General features: G+C 65.4%; 14 protein-coding genes. 9 read left to right on the forward strand and 5 right to left on the reverse strand.

Going from position 1 to position 17,810, the window contains the following annotated elements; all coding sequences use genetic code 11:
• Positions 1-89: 89 nt before the first annotated feature.
• Positions 90-3,320, reverse strand: coding sequence for a transglycosylase domain-containing protein (locus EYW47_RS03275; protein WP_133193431.1), 3,231 nt, complete (start codon positions 3,318-3,320; stop codon positions 90-92).
• Between the two features lie 370 nt (positions 3,321-3,690).
• Between EYW47_RS03275 and EYW47_RS03280 the strand changes: the two genes are divergently transcribed.
• Both EYW47_RS03280 and EYW47_RS03285 read left to right on the forward strand, forming a co-directional pair.
• Complete coding sequence (locus tag EYW47_RS03280) at positions 3,691-4,023, forward strand: hypothetical protein (RefSeq protein ID WP_133193432.1); 333 nt, start codon at positions 3,691-3,693, stop codon at positions 4,021-4,023.
• A gap of 186 nt (positions 4,024-4,209) precedes the next feature.
• Entirely contained in the window at positions 4,210-4,491 is a 282-nt protein-coding gene (locus EYW47_RS03285) for a hypothetical protein (protein ID WP_133193433.1), read from the forward strand.
• 223 nt (positions 4,492-4,714) lie between these two features.
• On the opposite strand, the gene EYW47_RS03290 is transcribed toward EYW47_RS03285, so the two are convergent.
• Positions 4,715-5,434 (reverse strand): response regulator transcription factor, encoded by a 720-nt coding sequence (locus EYW47_RS03290; RefSeq protein WP_133193434.1) that lies wholly within the window; start codon positions 5,432-5,434, stop codon positions 4,715-4,717.
• A gap of 234 nt (positions 5,435-5,668) precedes the next feature.
• Between EYW47_RS03290 and EYW47_RS03295 the strand changes: the two genes are divergently transcribed.
• Positions 5,669-7,183 carry an MFS transporter gene (locus EYW47_RS03295; RefSeq protein WP_133193435.1) on the forward strand — a complete coding sequence of 505 codons (1,515 nt, stop codon included), beginning with the start codon at positions 5,669-5,671 and terminating at the stop codon, positions 7,181-7,183.
• A gap of 113 nt (positions 7,184-7,296) precedes the next feature.
• On the opposite strand, the gene EYW47_RS03300 is transcribed toward EYW47_RS03295, so the two are convergent.
• The 3 genes from EYW47_RS03300 to EYW47_RS40740 form a co-directional block, all read right to left on the reverse strand.
• Positions 7,297-7,566 (reverse strand): hypothetical protein, encoded by a 270-nt coding sequence (locus EYW47_RS03300; RefSeq protein WP_133193436.1) that lies wholly within the window; start codon positions 7,564-7,566, stop codon positions 7,297-7,299.
• 230 nt (positions 7,567-7,796) lie between these two features.
• Positions 7,797-8,228 (reverse strand): DoxX family protein, encoded by a 432-nt coding sequence (locus tag EYW47_RS03305; RefSeq protein WP_133193437.1) that lies wholly within the window; start codon positions 8,226-8,228, stop codon positions 7,797-7,799.
• Positions 8,229-8,485: 257 nt separating this feature from the next.
• Entirely contained in the window at positions 8,486-8,647 is a 162-nt protein-coding gene (locus EYW47_RS40740) for a hypothetical protein (protein WP_165976479.1), read from the reverse strand.
• A 233-nt stretch (positions 8,648-8,880) separates the two neighbouring features.
• Between EYW47_RS40740 and EYW47_RS03310 the strand changes: the two genes are divergently transcribed.
• The 6 genes from EYW47_RS03310 to EYW47_RS03335 all read left to right on the forward strand — a co-directional run bounded on the left by EYW47_RS03310 (position 8,881) and on the right by EYW47_RS03335 (position 17,783).
• Positions 8,881-9,726: a helix-turn-helix domain-containing protein gene (locus EYW47_RS03310; RefSeq protein ID WP_133193438.1), complete on the forward strand. Its 846-nt coding sequence runs from the start codon at positions 8,881-8,883 to the stop codon at positions 9,724-9,726.
• Between the two features lie 471 nt (positions 9,727-10,197).
• Entirely contained in the window at positions 10,198-13,980 is a 3,783-nt protein-coding gene (locus EYW47_RS03315) for a nitrate reductase subunit alpha (RefSeq protein WP_133193439.1), read from the forward strand.
• Positions 13,977-15,500: a nitrate reductase subunit beta gene (narH, locus tag EYW47_RS03320; protein WP_133193440.1), complete on the forward strand. Its 1,524-nt coding sequence runs from the start codon at positions 13,977-13,979 to the stop codon at positions 15,498-15,500. The genes EYW47_RS03315 and narH overlap by 4 nt, the downstream gene beginning before the upstream one ends.
• Positions 15,501-16,208, forward strand: coding sequence for a nitrate reductase molybdenum cofactor assembly chaperone (narJ, locus tag EYW47_RS03325; RefSeq protein ID WP_133193441.1), 708 nt, complete (start codon positions 15,501-15,503; stop codon positions 16,206-16,208). It begins immediately after the preceding gene.
• Positions 16,209-16,281: 73 nt separating this feature from the next.
• On the forward strand, positions 16,282-16,965 hold the full coding sequence (gene narI / locus EYW47_RS03330; protein WP_133193442.1) for a respiratory nitrate reductase subunit gamma: 684 nt from the start codon (positions 16,282-16,284) through the stop codon (positions 16,963-16,965).
• Positions 16,966-16,985: 20 nt separating this feature from the next.
• On the forward strand, positions 16,986-17,783 hold the full coding sequence (locus tag EYW47_RS03335) for a peptidylprolyl isomerase (RefSeq protein ID WP_133193443.1): 798 nt from the start codon (positions 16,986-16,988) through the stop codon (positions 17,781-17,783).
• Positions 17,784-17,810: the final 27 nt, after the last annotated feature.

Below are 17,810 nucleotides of genomic sequence, written 5' to 3' on the forward strand. Positions count from 1 at the left end.
GAAAGGGCGCGTTTGTCTATCGCTGCAAGGTTCATCGGCGCAAGCCCATCGCGTCAATCAGCCCAGCAAAAAATCCGCACGATACGATGTCATTTCACGTGCGTCTTCGCCTGAATTGATTCGACATCCGAATAAAATCCCGGCGCCGCGCTGGACCAGCCAGCCGCCGCACGCAGTTGCGCAAGCGGCAAGCTCACGTGTTGCACGGCTCCCGTCTGCTGATCGATCAGCGTCATCTCCTGCGAGCCGGCTCCGGCCTTCAGCTTGCCATCCGGCGCCTCCTTGTCCTCCAGCAGCGGTTGCAGCACCGGTGCGAGCGATTTCAGCAACTGCACCGAGAGCGCGCTCGTGAACGAAAAGCGTGCCGCATAAGGCTCGTGCACAAACGCGGTCAGCGTGCCGTAGAAGCGGTTGCCGATGACGAACACGAATGTCGCGGTGCGGTTCACCTTGCGCGACTCGATGAGGCGCGCGCCCGGCGCGTACACGTTAAAGCGCTGGTCTCCCGTGCCGGTCTTGCCATAGACCGGCAGCGTCTTGCCGTCGGGAAGCGTCATGCCGTCGGCGAGCCGCTTGGCCGTGCCGCCTTCCACCACCGAGGTCAGCAACTCGCGCACCACCTGCGAGATCTGCGGCGAGATGAGTGGCTGCGGCGGCGTTGCCGCGTGCACGAAGCGCGTTTCGTACGGTGTGCCGCGCGCGAAGTCGAGGGTTTCGAAGCTATGCGTCGGCAGCTTTTCGCCATTGCTGGAGACGAGACCGATCAGATACGCGAGCGCCGAAGGCCGGTCGCCCGACGCGCCAATCGCCGCGCCATACGAAGGCGTGATGTTGTCGAACGGATAGCCGAGCGCGCGCCACGACTTGCCGATCTCGGCGTAGGCCTTCAGCTCGATCATGCGGCGAATGCGGCGGTTCTGCGTCGCGTAGTAGCGCGTCTTGAAGAGCCACTTGTAGGTATAGAGGCGCACATCGCGGCTTTGCGCCTGAACCTGCGCGAGCGTCGCGTCGGGATGCGTGCGCAGGTAGTTCAGCAGCCACAGCTCGAGCGGATGAATGCCCGCGATATAGCCGCGGTCGTTGAGGTTGAACTTGTCGATCGCGTACTTGCTGTAGTACTTGGCGAGGTCTTCGTCGTCGAGCCACTGGAACTTGGTGTTCTTCAGCTGCGCGCGCATCAGCGCGTTGAACCAGGTCTGGTCGCCGTTGGGGTTCACGCTGCGCAGCACCGTCGCGATGCGCGCCGGGCCCTTGCGCGTATGCTGCAGCAGCACCTGCAGCGCCTCGTCGTTGCTCTTGCCCGCGTAGCGCGTGTAGAAGCGCTTCATGTAGACCTGGCTCTCGCCGTCCGCGAACTGCGTGAGGTAGTGGTTGCGCACGGCCGGATCGTCGAGGTAGGTCGAGGGCGGCCCCGAGATCTGGATCATCTCGTAGTGGACGATGTCGCGCATGAGCCGCACGAACACGAGATTCACCGAATGCTGGAACGCACGCTGCACGGTGAGGATCTGCGAGTTGTCGCTCGACTCGAAGTTATTGAAGCTTTGCGCGCCGCCGCCCGTGTAGAAGGTCTCGCCCGGATTCGCGGAATACTTGCGCTGCACGGCCGCTTCGAGCATGGCAGGCAACGAACGGTCGGGCGTCGTCGAGAGATAGTCGAGCGCCCAGTGCGTGAGCCCGTCGCTCGGGTCCACTTGGGCAATCATCGCGCGCAGCGTCTTCGCATCAACGCCTGCGTACTTCTCGTGCAGCGCGCTCACGATCTGCAAGTACAAAATGAGCGTGCGCAGCTTCGCCGTCGAGCCGAGATTCAGGCGCGCACCGGAGTTGATGTCGAACGGCTCGTTCACGCTATCGGTCTGCACGCGCACGAGGTTCTCGCCGCCGCGCCGCTCGAACAGCGTGAAGCTGTATGCGATCTTCGACGGATCGTCCCACGGTTGCAGCATCTCGTAGCCCACGAGTCCCGCCGCGCGCGCGCCGTCCTTGGTCGCGGCGTCGGCGAGCCGGTCGCTCACGGCCTGCTGCACCGCGTCGTCGAGCGTCGAGGTGGCCGAAAGATCGAGGCGGTCGAGATCGTAGATCGTCTTGAGGCCCAGCGCCTGCATCAGTTGCGTGCGCATCGTGAGCACCGTCTTGCGCTCGACGTAGGAGGCCGGCGCGCGCGGCGCGGGCTTCGAGCGGTCGAGCGTGAGCTGCGTCGCGAGCGCGGCGTCGCGCAGCGCGGGCGAGATCACGCCACCGCTGCCGAGCAGGCGCAGGTAGCTGTCCGTGAGCTTGGCGAGCGCGTCGTTGTTCTTCTGCAGGAAATACGAGGGCGCACGCTGGGCGATCAGGAGCGAGAGCACCTGACGGAACGCGAGCGCCTGCTCGTCGAGCGTCGCGCTCGAAATGGGCTCGCGCAGGATGCGGTTGACGTCGCGGAAGTCGCGCCCGTACCAGGCCGCGAGGCCATCGCCGATGCCGTTGACCTCGCCCACGCCGGCCTTGGCCGAGAGCGGCACGGAATTCAGGTAGTGCACGAGGATCTGCTGGCGCGCGGGCATCGTCTGCGGACCGTCCAGATAGGCGCGCACCGAGGCCGACGCAATCTGGCGCAGCTTCTCTGGCGGCGTGGCAGTGCGCCCGCCCGCGGAGTGGCGGAACTTCTCGATCTGCGTGGCAAGCGTGCTGCCGCCCGGCGTCTGCTGGTGCTTGTTCACGAGGCGGGCGCCCTGATCGACGAGTGCGCGCGAAAAACGCCCCCAGTCGATGGCCGGATTGCGGTTGGGCTGGTCGGCGGCGAGCAGGTACTTGTCTTCGATGAAGAGCAGCGAATCGCGCACGAGCGGCGGCACGGCTTCGAAGTTCTCGTAGGCGCGCTGCGGATAGCGCGTATGAAACAGCGTCGCGCCATTCGCGTCGCGCAGCACGATGCCGGCCTGATCCTTTTCCTCATAAGGGAGGAAAAGGCCCTCGTCGGCGAGCGAAATCATGCGTTCTGAATCGCGCGCCTGCGCCGCGACGGTGAAGCCGCGTTTTTCGAGCCGGTCGGTAAACGCCGGCAGTTGCGCATAGCCGAGCCGCACGTCGTAAGGACCATTCGTCGTGGGAAAGCGGATGCTGTGGCTCGCCCCGGGCTCGACCGCGAAGCCGATGTCACGCGTGAGTTCGGAGAGGTAGCGTGCCTGCAGTCTCGAAGTGTCGATCTCGATCTGGACGATGCGCACCACGATGGCGATGGCCGCCAGAATCGCGACGAGCAAACCCCATTTGATCCACCGCCAGACTGAACCGGCATGGGTGGCAGGAAGAGGAAAACGGACCGACGGGCGGCTCATGGTTATTCTCCCTGACGTCGCGTCAGATCGCGGAGTACACCTCTGAGATAGTCTATCTCGCCTGTTTGATTCGTGTGTAGCGGTGTCGCATCACGGCGGCGTCAGTCGCACGCCCGCAACAGCCGTGCCCGCCCGGTGCGTGCGGCACCGTACATTTTTTCTCGTATTGCTAGTCGTGTTTCCACTGTATCGCATTTGGATGTCGCGCAAATGGCGGCCGCCAGCCCATGTCACGCGGCGCCGGCACGCGGCATGCTCCCCGTTATAATCTTCAGTTCCTTACCGTTTGCGGCCGCCAACTCCGGTCGACCGCGAAGCATGGGACCAGACTAAGTGCTAAAGCACTAACTCTGGTCGACATAGGAGAAATATGAAGAAGCTTGCCGTGCCCCTCGCCCTTTCGCTCAGCCTCGGCGCCTGCGCCTGGTTCCAGAGCAATCCGGATTCCGGCCAGCCCGTCATCGATTCCACGACCAACCGGTCGGTTCAGGATGTCGTCTCGTGCCTGACGGCCGAAGCCACCCGGCACGGTGCGAGCTTCGAGACGACCGCGCTGCCGCAGGGCCAAATGCTCGACTTCGGCGACTCCAACGTCGTCAAGATTCGCGCGGACAACGGCACGACCACCTATCGGTTCTACGCCGGCAAGCGGCATGCAGCGAATCTGTGGATCGAAGGCGCGAGCAAGACCTGCGCGCCCTGAGCCCGGCGCTTTGCCGCGCCCGTTTGCGCGTACGCGCGGCACGCCGGCGCAAGTCCGCTTACAAACGATTACGGGACGTAACGCCGTGTAGTACGGCGACACATCTTCGCGGAGGGTTTTAAGAATCGCTTAAGTCTTCGTCCGCATCATCGCGTCACCCGGAAGAAACGCTGCAGGAGGTACCCAGTGAACTGGACAGGATCAAAGAATCAGGCAGCAACCCAGGCGCAACCGGCCCGGCCCGCAAAGCGCACGATACTGCGGCGCCTGCTGAGCCATCACGAGCTCGCCACGCTGCTGCTGCTGCTGCATGCGCCCATCGACGCGCACGCCAAACCCGAAGTCGCCACGCTCCAGGAAGCGGGCCTCGTCGAGCAGGTGCCCGGCGACGCCGCCGCAGGCGCCGCACAGATCCGCCTGACGCCCGAAGGCAATGCGGTGCTGCAGGGGCTCGGCCTCGCGCGCTGATATCGGCGTGGCAATACGCGTGAGCGCGCGGGCGCCGCGCGTCGATCGCAGACGGCAAGACTGCGGACCAGACAAAGTAAAACGGCGGCACGCCACGCGTGCCGCCGTTTTTTATTGCCCCTTTGCCTGAACGGGTCCGCCGTGTCGGCCCCCACTGGCACCGCAATGCGCCAATGCGCGCGGCATCAGTCAAGGCGCGCGCGAGGCCCGCGATGACGCAACGTCACGCTGCCTCGCGCTCGAAGGGCATCGACTCGTCCTGCAAGCGCAACAGCCGGTAGCCGCTCTTGTAGACGGGCTGCAGGCGAAAGCCGTTGTGCTCCTCGATTTCCAGCAGCACGCGCAGGCGCGAGACATGACTGTCGATGGTGCGCGTGAGCGTGTGCAATTCGCGGCCCCACACCATCGCATAGATATGATCGCGCGAGAGCACGCGGCCGACGTTCGCGAAGAACAGCGAGGCGAGCCGATACTGCGTGCCCGAGAGCTCGACGGGCTTGCCGTGCACGGTGACGCTCTGGCGGCGCATATCGAAGTGATACGGGCCGGCATCGAGCGCCACATTGTCGTAACGATCCGGAAAGGCGCGCCGCAGCAGCGCGTTCACGCGTGCGCGAAACACCGACGGACACACCGGCAGGCTCACGTAGTCGTCCGCGCCCACCGAGAACGCGCGCACCACGCTTTCGTCCGAGGCATCCTCGGAGGCGAACAGCACCGGAATCTGATTGCCGTTCACGGCGCGCACCGTCTTCAGCAGTTCCGTGCCCGAGAGGCGCGAGCCCTGCCAGTCGAGCACGAGCATGTCGACGGTGGAAGCGGCCAGCGCCTTGGCGAGCGCAATCCCGTCACTGAATGGCATGCACGCGTGCCCGGATTGTGCGAGCGTACGCTCGATCAGCCCACGCTGGGCGGCGTCGCGCTGAAGAATCGCGATACGCATAGAGACCTCCCTTATTACGAACAAAGCGGGTGCAATTTTGTTGAGATGTGCAAAGGCCGCCCATAAGAGGACTCTTAATTGCGACGACATGGGGACAATTCCTGCTGCGCCGGCGCGCAAGGCTGACAGCCACGGTCTCAAGGCGATGGGGAGCGCTGCAGGACGCCGCCGCTGGCTTCGACCTTTCACGCCGGATTGAAACGTCGAAGCGGCCAGCGCCCTAAGATAAGTCGCATGAATACGTCATCCACCTCCGCCCCTTCGTCGCAGCCCGACCACCCCGTCCGCTTCACGCCCGCGCTCGCGCGTGTCGTGGCGACCGTGAGCGTGGGCTTCGTCGTGACACAGCTCGACGTCACCATCGTCAATATCGCGCTTGTGCGTATCGCCGCCGACCTGCACGCGAACGTCGCCCGGCTGCAATGGATCGTCGACGCCTATACGCTCGCCTTCGCCGTGCTGATGCTCTCGGGCGGCGTGCTCGGCGACCGCTACGGCGCGCGCCGCATGTACGCGGCCGGCCTCGTCGTGTTCGCGCTCGCCTCGCTGGCCTGCGGGCTCGCAGCCAATCCAGCCTTGCTGATTGTCGCCCGGGCGCTGCAGGGCGCGGGCGCGGCCGCCATGCTGCCCAATTCGCTCGCGCTGCTCAACGAAGCCTGCCGCCACGAACGCACGCTGCGCGCCCGCGCCGTGGGTTTCTGGACGGCGGCCGGCGCCATCTCCATCGCCGCCGGGCCGATCGCCGGGGGGCTTTTGATTGCGGCGTTCGGCTGGCGCAGCATCTTTCTCGTCAATCTGCCGCTGTGCGCAGCGGGCCTCGCCGCCACGCTGACGTGGATTCCCGCGTCGCGCCGCGAGGATGCCGCGCCCGCTGCCGCCGACGCCCCTGTGCAACGCCCGCGCAGCCTCGACGTACGCGGCCAGCTGCTCGCCGTCGTCGCGCTCACGGCATTCACGGGCGCGGTGATCGAGTGGCGGCCGCTCGGCCTCGCGCACTGGGCCGTATGGGGCGGCTTCGTGCTTGCCTTCGCCGCAGGCGCGGCGTTCGTTGTGCTCGAAGCGCGCGTCGAAGCGCCCATGCTGCCGCTCGCCATGCTGCGCAACCGCACCTTCAGCGCAGCCGTGCTGTTCGGCGTGTGCGTGAATCTGACTTACTACGGCACCGTGTTCGTGCTCGCGCTCTTCCTGCAGCATGCGCGCGGCCAGTCGCCGTTGCAGGCGGGGCTCACCTTCATCCCGCTCACGGGCGGCTTTCTGCTCTCCAACATCGCGAGCGGACACGCGGTCGCCCGCTACGGCACACGCTTGCCGATGATCGGCGGCGCGCTCGTCGCGGGGCTCGGCTATGCGCTGCTGATACCCGTCGGTGCGAACACGCCGCTCGTCGCCCTGCTTGCAGCATTTCTGCTGATTCCCGGCGGCATGGGGCTCGCGGTGCCGGCCATGACCACGACCGTGCTGGCGTCGGTCGAGCCGGCGCGTGCGGGCACGGCCTCGGCGCTGCTCAATACGGCACGCCAGGCGGGCGGCGCGGTGGGCGTGGCGGCGTTCGGCGCGCTCACGGGCAGCGGGTCGGCCGCGCAGGTCGTGAGCGGCCTGCATGCGGATACGGCGATTTCGGCGGCGCTCCTGCTGGTTGCCGCCTGCCTTGCATGGAACATGCGCGCGGACGTGGCGCATCCGGCCCAAGCCCCGGCGGACGTGCAGCGCATGAAGGCGCCGCGCCGGGACAAGCGCGCTTACGAGTAAGGCATGGGAGATACAGAGGCGGCGCCGCGGCCCCGGAAATGGCACTCGCCAGCGAGGGCATTGCCGCTCGCCGGGCCTTTGCCCTCGATCCGGGACGCCGCGCGCGAACGCGCCTAAAGTGGCGCTTCCTGAATCGCGCCGGTGCTCAGCGCACGCTCGATCAGGCCTTCGGTTTGCGCTTTGTGAATGGCGTGTGCGATCAGCCGGTCCGGCTCCTCTAGCTCGGCCCTGAGCGTGCCGATCAGCCCCGAGGCGTCGAATATCACCAGCGTCTTCGCCGTGTCGGCAGTGCTGATCAGCACGCGCCGCGTGCCGTCCTCGGCAAGGCTCGCGCAGAACTGCCCAACCTTGCCGCCCACGCTGAAATCGAAGTTCTCTATCACAACCCGCTCCCAGGTTTCTCGGTGGATCTTGTTCGTTGCCGGCGCCCCGCGCCCCACGGCACCGCGCCTGCGGCAAGCGCCGTGCGCGTTGCCCGGGCACACCAAACGGACGCGTTACCCAGGCGCACTATCCGTGCCCACTACCCGGACGCACTACCCGGACGCACTACCCGGACGCACTACCCGGACGCATTACCCGGGCGCACTACACGAGCGCTCTACACGGCCATTCAGCCGCGCAGTCCGCCGCGCGGCGCACGCAGTCCATCAATGGAAGCACGTCCCGCGCCCGTTACCATGAGCAACAGGAATCCGCCGGCGATCGCGATGTTTTTCCAGAAATGCACGACCGCGTCCTGCTGCAGCGCAGCTTCGGTAACGTTCCAGAAGTCGTGCCCCAGAACGGCCGTGACGATGGCGTACAAGGCCAGCACGAACGCCACGAAACGCGTGCGCACGCCGAACACGAGCGCGAGTCCGCCGAGCAGCTCCACCGCCGTGGCGACGGGCGCCGTGAATTGCGCATAGGGCACGCCATGCGCGTGCAGATAAGCGATGAACCCCGCGTACCCCAAAAGCTTCATGGCGCCGCCCCACAAAAACAGAATCGCGAGCGCAATACGGGCGATGAAGATGATCAGGGAATCGGCGGGACGTGTCATGAAGGGCTCCGGTATGCAATATGGCAGTGACCCCGACCCCGTCCTACAGTTCCCTACTTATTGGATTACGCGCATAGCGGCGGCTTGTGGAACCTCTGCCGCCAGGCTCGAGCTCGAGCCCGCGTCCAGACAACGGCGGCAGCCTCGAATATTGATTCGGAGTGCCATCTATTTACCAGCGCTCAACGCGTGTGCCGGGCGCTCGATCCGCGTTTACCCGCACACGCTTGAATCCGGTGATCAGCTTGCTGGCACGCTCAATGCTTGTGGCGCATGCCGTGTCCGCGGTGCGCGTCGAGCCAGCGGGTCACGCGCTCTTCGAGCATGCCCCGGCTACGGCGCGACACGGCCCACATGGCCGCGCACACCACCAGCATCACGGCTGGACCCAGCAGATAAGCAAGCACCGTTTCCCTCATGGCCATCTCCTCGCCATGCCATCGAACAAATTGTGAGATATGAATTCTAGGCGAAACGCGCGGACATCGATAAGCGGCCAGCGCGAACGTCGCGGACAATTTTTTGCGCGGATTTCTTATGACGGCGCTGTCCACCCGGCACGGCCAGCGCCGGCGGGCGCTCCAGCCGTGTACGCCGATCCATTACCTCATGGGTAATCGATCGAACGCGTCATTTCGCTAGAATCGGTGTCATGAACACGCTCGCTCACGCCTTCGTCGCTCCCTCCCCCGTGCCGCCTGCCGCCGGCGCGGCGCGGCGCAGCGTCGGCGAACTGCTGCGCGAGTGGCGGCTGCGCCGCCGCATGAGCCAGCTGTTGCTCGCGACCGAGGCGGACATCTCCACGCGGCACCTGAGCTTCGTGGAGTCGGGCCGCTCGCTGCCCAGCCGCGAGATGGTCATGCATCTTGCCGAGCGCCTCGAGGTGCCGCTGCGCGAGCGCAACGCGCTGCTCGTCGCGGCGGGCTATGCACCGCTCTACCGGGAGCGCGCGCTGGACGACCCGCAACTCGCGGCGGCGCGCGAAGCCGTTGAGCTGGTGCTGCGCGGCCACGAGCCCTACCCGGCCCTCGCGGTCGACCGGCACTGGAACATCGTGGCGGCTAATGCGTCGCTCGCGCCGCTCATCGGCGACGCCTCGCCCGCGCTGCTGACCGCGCCCGTGAACGCGCTGCGCCTTTCGCTGCACCCCGAAGGCGTGGCGCCGCGCATCGTCAACTGGCATGCCTGGCGCGCGCACCTGCTTGCGCGTCTGCAGCGGCAGATCGAGGCAAGCGCCGACCCGGCCCTCGTCGCGCTCCACGACGAGCTCGCCGCCTACCCCGCACCGCAGCACGCCCTGCCCGCTGCCGCCGAGCCGCTCCAGCAGTCCATCGCGGTGCCTCTGCGCATCCGCACCGCGCTGGGCGAACTGTCGTTCTACAGCACGACCACCGTATTCGGCACGCCCGTCGACATTACGCTCTCCGAGCTCGCAATCGAGGCGTTCTTTCCCGCCGATCCGCAAACCGCCAAAACGTTGCGCACGCAATCAATTTAAAGCGTCATGCGCAATGCTCGCCGCCTCAATGCAAAAATGAGCCAGGCATCCATTCACGTTCCCACTGCATTCTTTAAGACCACAAAAATTGGCGGTTAATCGACTCAGTGCAATTTCCAATTGCTGCAACAGCACATTCAATTCGATAGCGCAAAATCGTGCGTGCATGACGCGCTCACGAATGTTAAAAGCCACGCACGCAATATTTCAATAACCGGCATGCGCCACCTCGCTATTTCCATGAAAATATAACGAAAACGATTTCTAACGTTTCAAATCGGCCACTCAGAAAACAGACGAATTTTCCCTCAGGCACACTGTGATCGAGGGGTTAGCGCTTATTCAATTCACATTGCATACGCCGCGCGTAAAAAAGTAAGGGCTTTGGCATTTATTTCATGCATTGCCTTTACTTCTTCACGATCTCCCCCTTAAATCACACCTGTTCCCGAAACGTAGTCTGGAGATGCCATGAGTCATTTTCTGGATCGTCTGCGTTACTTCACTACTGCCAGAGCGCAATTCGCGGACGGCCATGGCGCCGTTACAGACGAAGACCGAAAGTGGGAGGATGCCTACCGCACGCGCTGGGCCCACGACAAAATCGTGCGTTCCACACACGGCGTCAATTGCACGGGCTCGTGCTCATGGAAAATCTATGTGAAGGGCGGCATTGTCGCGTGGGAAACGCAGCAGACCGATTACCCACGCACCCGCCCCGACATGCCCAACCACGAGCCGCGCGGCTGCTCGCGCGGCGCATCGTACTCGTGGTACCTCTATAGCGCGAACCGCCTGAAGTATCCGCTCGTGCGCAGCGCGCTCGTGAAGCTGTGGCGCGAAAAGCGCCGCACCCTCGCGCCCGTGGAGGCGTGGGCCGCGATCGTCGACGACGACGAGGCGCGCAAGAGCTATCAGACGGGGCGAGGACTCGGCGGTTTCGTGCGCGCCGACTGGAGCGAAGTGACGGAGATCGTTGCCGCGGCCAACGTCCACACGGTCAAGCGCCATGGCCCCGACCGCGTGATCGGCTTCTCGCCCATTCCCGCCATGTCGATGGTCTCGTATGCGGCCGGCTCGCGCTATCTCTCGCTGATCGGCGGGGTGTGCCTCTCGTTCTACGACTGGTATTGCGACCTGCCACCTGCCTCGCCGCAAACGTGGGGCGAGCAGACCGACGTGCCGGAGTCGGCCGACTGGTACAACTCCACGTTCATCATGATGTGGGGGTCGAACGTGCCGCAAACGCGCACGCCCGACGCGCACTTCATGGTGGAGGCGCGCTATCGCGGCGCGAAGATCGTGTCGATCTTCCCCGATTACGCCGAAGGCGCGAAGTTCGGCGACATCTGGCTGCATCCCAAGCAAGGCACCGACGCCGCCCTCGCGCTCGCGATGGGCCACGTGATCCTCAAGGAGTACCACCTCGCGGGCAAGAGCGCGTATTTCGCCGACTACTGCCGCCGCTACACCGACATGTCGTGTCTCGTCACGCTCACCGAGCGCGACGGCCAGTATGTGCCCGAGCGCTACCTGCGCGCCTCCGACTTCGCCGACGCGCTGGGCCAGGCCAACAATCCCGACTGGAAGACCGTCGTGATCGATGCCGCAAACGGCGCGTTCGCGGTGCCGATGGGCTCGGCGGGCTTTCGCTGGGGCCAGCAGGAAGGCGTCGATCTCGGCAAGTGGAATCTGCGCGAGGAAAGCGCGCAAGGGGCGCCGCTCACGCCGGCGCTCTCGCTCGTCGCCGGCCACGACGAGGTGGTGGACGTGGCGTTCCCGTACTTCGGCAACGTCGCGCACCCACACTACGCGCACACCGATCACCAGTCGGTCCTGAGCCGGCGCATCGGCGTGCGCCGCGTGGCCACGCGCGAAGGCGAGCGGCTCGTGGCCACCGTCTATGATCTGTTCATCGCAAACTATGGACTCGATCAGGGCCTGGGCGGCAACGATGTCGCGCACAGCTACGACGACGACGTGCCCTACACGCCCGCCTGGCAGGAAGCGATCACGGGCGTGAAGCGCGCGGACGTGATCAACGTCGCGCGCCAGTTCGCGGAAAACGCGGACAAGACTCAAGGCAAGTCGATGGTGATCATCGGCGCGGGCATCAATCACTGGTATCACATGGACATGGCGTACCGCGCCATCATCAACATGCTGGTGATGTGCGGGTGCGTGGGCCAGTCGGGCGGCGGCTGGTCGCATTACGTCGGCCAGGAGAAGCTGCGGCCGCAAACGGGCTGGACCCCGCTGGCGTTCGCGCTCGACTGGAACCGCCCGCCGCGTCAGATGAACTCCACGTCGTTCTTCTACGCGCACACCGACCAGTGGCGCTACGACCCGATGAACCCCACCGACCTGCTCTCGCCGCTCGCGGACAAGTCGGCGTATCACGGCACACCCATCGACTACAACGTGCGCGCCGAACGCATGGGGTGGCTGCCCTCGGCGCCGCAGCTCGCGTGCAACCCGCTCGAGCTCGGGCGCGCGCTTGGCGACACCGCACAGGCGGGCGCCGCGGTGGCTGGCAAGCTCAAGGACGGCAGCCTCAAGCTCGCCTGCGAAGACCCCGACAACCCCGCCGTGTTCCCGCGCAATCTGTTCGTGTGGCGCTCGAACCTGCTCGGCTCGTCGGGTAAGGGGCACGAGTACTTCCTCAAGCATTTGCTAGGCACCACTAATGGTGTGCAGGGCGAGGAAGTGACCAGGCAAGGCTCGCCGCGTCCCGAGGAAGTCGTGTGGCACGAACAAGCGCCGCGCGGCAAGCTCGACCTGCTCTGCACGCTGGACTTCCGCATGTCCACGACCTGCATGTACTCGGACGTCGTGCTGCCCACGGCCACGTGGTACGAGAAGGACGATATGAATACGTCCGACATGCATCCGTTCATTCACCCACTCTCCGCGGCCGTCGACCCCGCGTGGCAGGCAAAGAGCGATTGGGAAATCTTCAAGGGCATTGCAAAGCGCTTCTCGGAGCTGAGCGTGGGGCACCTGGGCCGCGAACGCGACGTGGTGCTTTCCCCCATTGCGCACGACGCGCCAGGCGAGCTCGCGCAGCCCTTCGGCGTGGCCGACTGGAAACGCGGCGAGTGCGAGCCGGTGCCGGGCAAGACCATGCCCGCCGTGGTCGTGCTCGAGCGCAACTACCCGGAGACGTACCACCGCTTCACCTCGCTCGGGCCGCTGATGGACAAGCTCGGCAACGGCGGCAAGGGCATCAGCTGGAACACCGAGCACGAAGTGAAGGAGCTTGGCGCCCTCAACTATCGCCACGCGAACGAGCCCGAGTTCGGCGACGCGGCGGGCCGCCCACGCATCGAGAGCGCGCTCGACGCCGCCGAAACGATCCTCTCGCTCGCGCCCGAGACCAACGGCGAAGTGGCGGTGAAGGCCTGGGAGGCGCTCGGCAAGATCACCGGCATCGGGCACGCGCATCTGGCCGAGGCGCGCGCAGACGAAAAAATTCGCTTTCGCGACATCCAGGCCCAGCCGCGCAAGATCATTTCATCACCCACCTGGAGCGGCATCGAATCCGAGCACGTCTCGTACAACGCGGGTTACACCAACGTGCACGAGCTGATCCCGTGGCGCACGCTGAGCGGCAGGCAGCAGCTCTATCAGGACCACCAATGGATGCGCGCGTTCGGCGAGGCGCTGTGCGTCTACAAGCCGCCCATCGACACCGGCAGCTACGCGCACATGGAGGGCACGCGTTCGAACGGCAACCCCGAGATCGCGCTCAACTTCATCACGCCGCATCAGAAGTGGGGCATTCACAGCACCTACACCGACAATCTGCTCATGCTCACGCTCTCGCGCGGCGGGCCTATCGTCTGGATCTCGGAGAAAGACGCCGCGCAGATCGGCGTGGCGGATAACGACTGGATCGAGTGCTTCAACTCCAACGGCGCGCTGTGCGCACGCGCCGTGGTGAGCCAGCGCATTCCGCGCGGCATGGTGATGATGTACCACGCGCAGGAGAAGATCGTGAACACGCCGGGCTCGGAAATCACCGGCACGCGCGGCGGCATTCACAACTCGGTCACGCGCATCTCGCTCAAGCCGACGCACATGATCGGCGGCTATGCCCAGCTCGCCTACGGCTTCAATTACTACGGCACGGTCGGCTCGAACCGCGATGAGTTCCTGCTCGTGCGCAAGATGAAGAAAGTCGACTGGCTCGACAGCGAAGAAACGCCCGTAGGCGCCCTGCCCCCCGCCGTCCGCGAAGGAGAAACGTCATGAAGGTGCGCGCACAGATTGCCATGGTGTTGAACCTCGACAAGTGCATCGGCTGCCATACGTGCTCGGTCACCTGCAAGAACGTCTGGACGAGCCGCGAGGGCATGGAATACGCGTGGTTCAACAATGTCGAAACGAAGCCGGGCATCGGCTATCCGAAGGAGTGGGAGAACCAGGAGCGCTGGCGCGGCGGCTGGGTGCGCAAGGCCGACGGCAAGATCGAGCCGCGCCTCGGCAGCAAATGGCGCCTGCTCGCGCAGATCTTCGCCAACCCGCATCTGCCCGAGATCGACGACTACTACGAGCCCTTCACCTTCGATTATGCGCATCTGCAGGAGGCGGGGAACACCAAAGCGATGCCGGTTGCGCGGCCGCGCTCGCTCGTGAGTGGCGAGCGCATGGAGAAGATCGAATGGGGGCCGAACTGGGAAGAAATTCTTGGCGGCGAGTTCGAGAAGCGCGCGAAGGACTATAACTTCGAGAACGTGCAGAAGGACATCTACGGCCAGTTCGAGAACACCTTCATGATGTATCTGCCGCGCCTGTGCGAGCATTGCCTCAATCCGGCGTGCGTGGCCGCGTGCCCGTCCGGCTCCATCTACAAGCGCGAGGAAGACGGCATCGTGCTGATCGACCAGGACAAGTGCCGTGGCTGGCGCATGTGCGTCTCCGGCTGCCCGTACAAGAAGATCTACTTCAACTGGAAGAGCGGCAAGGCCGAGAAGTGCATCTTCTGCTATCCGCGTATCGAGGCGGGACAGCCCACGGTGTGCTCGGAGACGTGCGTCGGACGCATCCGCTATCTGGGCGTGCTGCTCTACGACGCGGACCGCATCGAGCAGGCCGCCAGCGTGGCCGACGAGAAAGACCTCTATCAGGCGCAGCTCGACGTGTTTCTCGATCCGTTCGATCCCGAAGTGATCGCGCAGGCCGAACGCGACGGCGTTCCGCAAGCGTGGATCGACGGCGCACAGCGCTCGCCCGTCTACAAGATGGCGATTGACTGGCGTATCGCGTTCCCGCTGCATCCCGAATACCGCACGCTGCCGATGGTCTGGTACGTCCCGCCGCTCTCGCCCATCAACGCGGCCGCAAACAGCGGCGACATGGGCATGAACGGCTATCTGCCCGACGTGCAGTCGCTGCGCATTCCGCTGCGCTATCTGGCGAATCTGCTCACCGCCGGCGACGAGCAGCCGGTGAAAGTGGCGCTCGAGCGCATGCTCGCGATGCGCGCCTTCATGCGCGCGCGTCACGTGGACCGCGTGGACGCCACGCAGGTGCTCGAGCAAGCGGGCCTCTCGCTGCATCAGGTCGAGGAGATGTACCGCTATCTCGCGATCGCGAATTATGAAGACCGCTTCGTGATTCCCACGACGCACCGCGAATACGCGGAAGACGCCTTCGATCTGCGCTCGGCGTGCGGCTTCACCTTCGGCAACGGCTGCTCGGACGGCCGCAGCGAGGCGAGCCTGTTCGCGCCGAAGAGCGGCCATCGTCAGATTCCCATTCAGGAGATCTGAATGTTCACGACCCGCCCCAATAGCCTCACGTTCCGGCTGCTTGCCGCGTGCCTCGAGTATCCAGACGAAGCGCTGATCGGCTCGCTCGACGAAGCGCGTGAACTCGTGCAGGGCGAGCGCGCCCTGCGCCGCGAGACGCGCGAGCGTCTCTTGCGCTTTCTCGACTATCTCTGCTCGCGCGATTTGCTCTCGCTGCAGGAGAACTACGTCGCCCTGTTCTATCGCGGGCGCGCCACCTCGCTGCATCTGTTCGAGCACGTGCACGGCGAATCGCGCGAGCGCGGCCAGGCCATGATCGACCTGAAGCAGATGTACGAGCGCCACGGCCTGCTGCTCGGCCCCGAGCAGTTGCCCGACTATCTGCCGGTGTTCCTCGAATATCTCTCGATACTCGAGGCCGGTGAGGCACGCTCGCTGCTCGGCGAGACCCTCGCGATCCTGCAGTCGATCACCGCGGAGCTAAGCCGCCGCAACAGCCACTATGCGTATGTGACGGGCGCGGTGCTCGCGCTCGCGGGCAACAGCGCGGGTGACATCGAGGCAGCGCTGCCCGAGAACGCGCACGACGACGACGCGAACGCGCCGCACGACGGTCAAGACCTCGACGCGCTCGACGCCGCCTGGAGCGAGGATCCCGTGCGCTTCATGGGCAACGCGCAGCCGGCCGTGGCGCCCGTGGAGTTTCATGCGCGCCGTCCGCCGCGCTGAAACCCGCACGCCGGCACGCAGCACCCGGTTCAGCACACCGCGCGGCAAACAGCGCATTCAGCAAGGAGCAGTCATGGGCCAATATTTCCATCAGTTCCTGTTCGGCATCTATCCGTACATCTGTCTGGCGGTGCTGCTGTTCGGCTCGCTCGTACGGTTCGACCGCGAGCAATACACATGGAAAAGCGACTCGTCGCAACTGCTGCGGCGCGGCACGCTGCGCATCGGCAGCAACCTCTTTCACTGGGGCATCCTCGTCGTGGTGATGGGGCACTTCGTGGGCTTTCTCGCACCGCACTGGCTCGTGGCGCCGTTCATTTCGGCGTCCATGCACCAGTTGCTCGCGATGGTCGCGGGGGGCGTCGCGGGGCTTTTCGCCATCATCGGGCTGACGATGCTGATCGTGCGGCGCCTCTCCGACACACGCATCCGCCGCAACAGCAAGACAGGGGACATCGTCATCGTGCTGATGCTGTGGGTGCAGCTCGCGCTGGGGCTCGGCACCGTCGTGCTCTCCGCACGCCACATGGACGGCGCGATGTTCGAGCAGCTAACCGACTACGTGAAGGGCGTCGTGACGTTCCGCAGCAACATCGCGGGCCTGCTCGACGGCGTGCCGCTCGTCTACCAGACGCACATCGCGCTCGGCTTCACGATCTTCCTCGTCTCGCCGTTCACGCGCATGGTGCACATCTGGAGCGGCATCGCCTCGGTGGCCTATCTGCTGCGCCCCTACCAACTCGTGCGCAAGCGCTGAAACGTCAAGGAGACCCGTGCATGAACGCCGATTCGCAAGCCGTGGCAGGCGCTGGGTATAACGCGCCCGCCCGCGTGAACCATGTGGAAATCGATTTGGCGGCGATCGCCGAGGAAAGCCGCCATCACGCCGACGATCCCGACCCGACGCTCGCGGCGCGCCGCGCGCTGGTGGTGCGCGAGCTGTTGCGCCAGCGCGCGGCGCAGCTCGCGCTGATCGATGCCGCGAGCCCGCTCGACGACGACGCGCTCGAAGCGCTGCTCGCGCAAGAGCTGCGGACGCCGGAGCCGACGCCCGACGACTGCCGGCGCTTCTACGAGCAGCATCCCACGCGCTTCATCCGCAACGAGATCGTCTACGCGAGCCATATTCTCTTTGCGGTGACGGACCGCGTGCCGCTCGCGCTGCTGCGCCACCGGGCCGAGGAGACGCTCAACGCGCTCCTGCGCGAGCCCGATACCTTCGAGGCGCGCGCCCGCGAGCTCTCGAACTGCCCGTCGGCCGGCGTGGGCGGCAGCCTCGGCCAGCTGATGCGCGGCGACACCGTGCCCGAATTCGAGAGCGCGCTCTTCGACAGCCCCGACGTGGGCCTGCTGCCGCGTCTCGTGCGCACGCGCTTTGGTTTTCACCTCGTTCGCATCGAGCGCCGCGTGGCGGGCGAGCCGGTGGCATTCGAGGCCGCTGCCGACGACATCGCGCGCTTTCTCACGGAGCGGGTCCGCCACAAGGCCATCCAGCAGTACGTGTCGATTCTGGCCTCGGAGGCCGCGCTCGAGAACGCCGCCGTCGATGCCGCAACGAGTCCACTGGTCCAATGATTATCTGGCGAGTGCCAGGGAGACCTC

The organism is Paraburkholderia silviterrae (assembly GCF_004353915.1).
Classification (GTDB): domain Bacteria; phylum Pseudomonadota; class Gammaproteobacteria; order Burkholderiales; family Burkholderiaceae; genus Paraburkholderia; species Paraburkholderia silviterrae.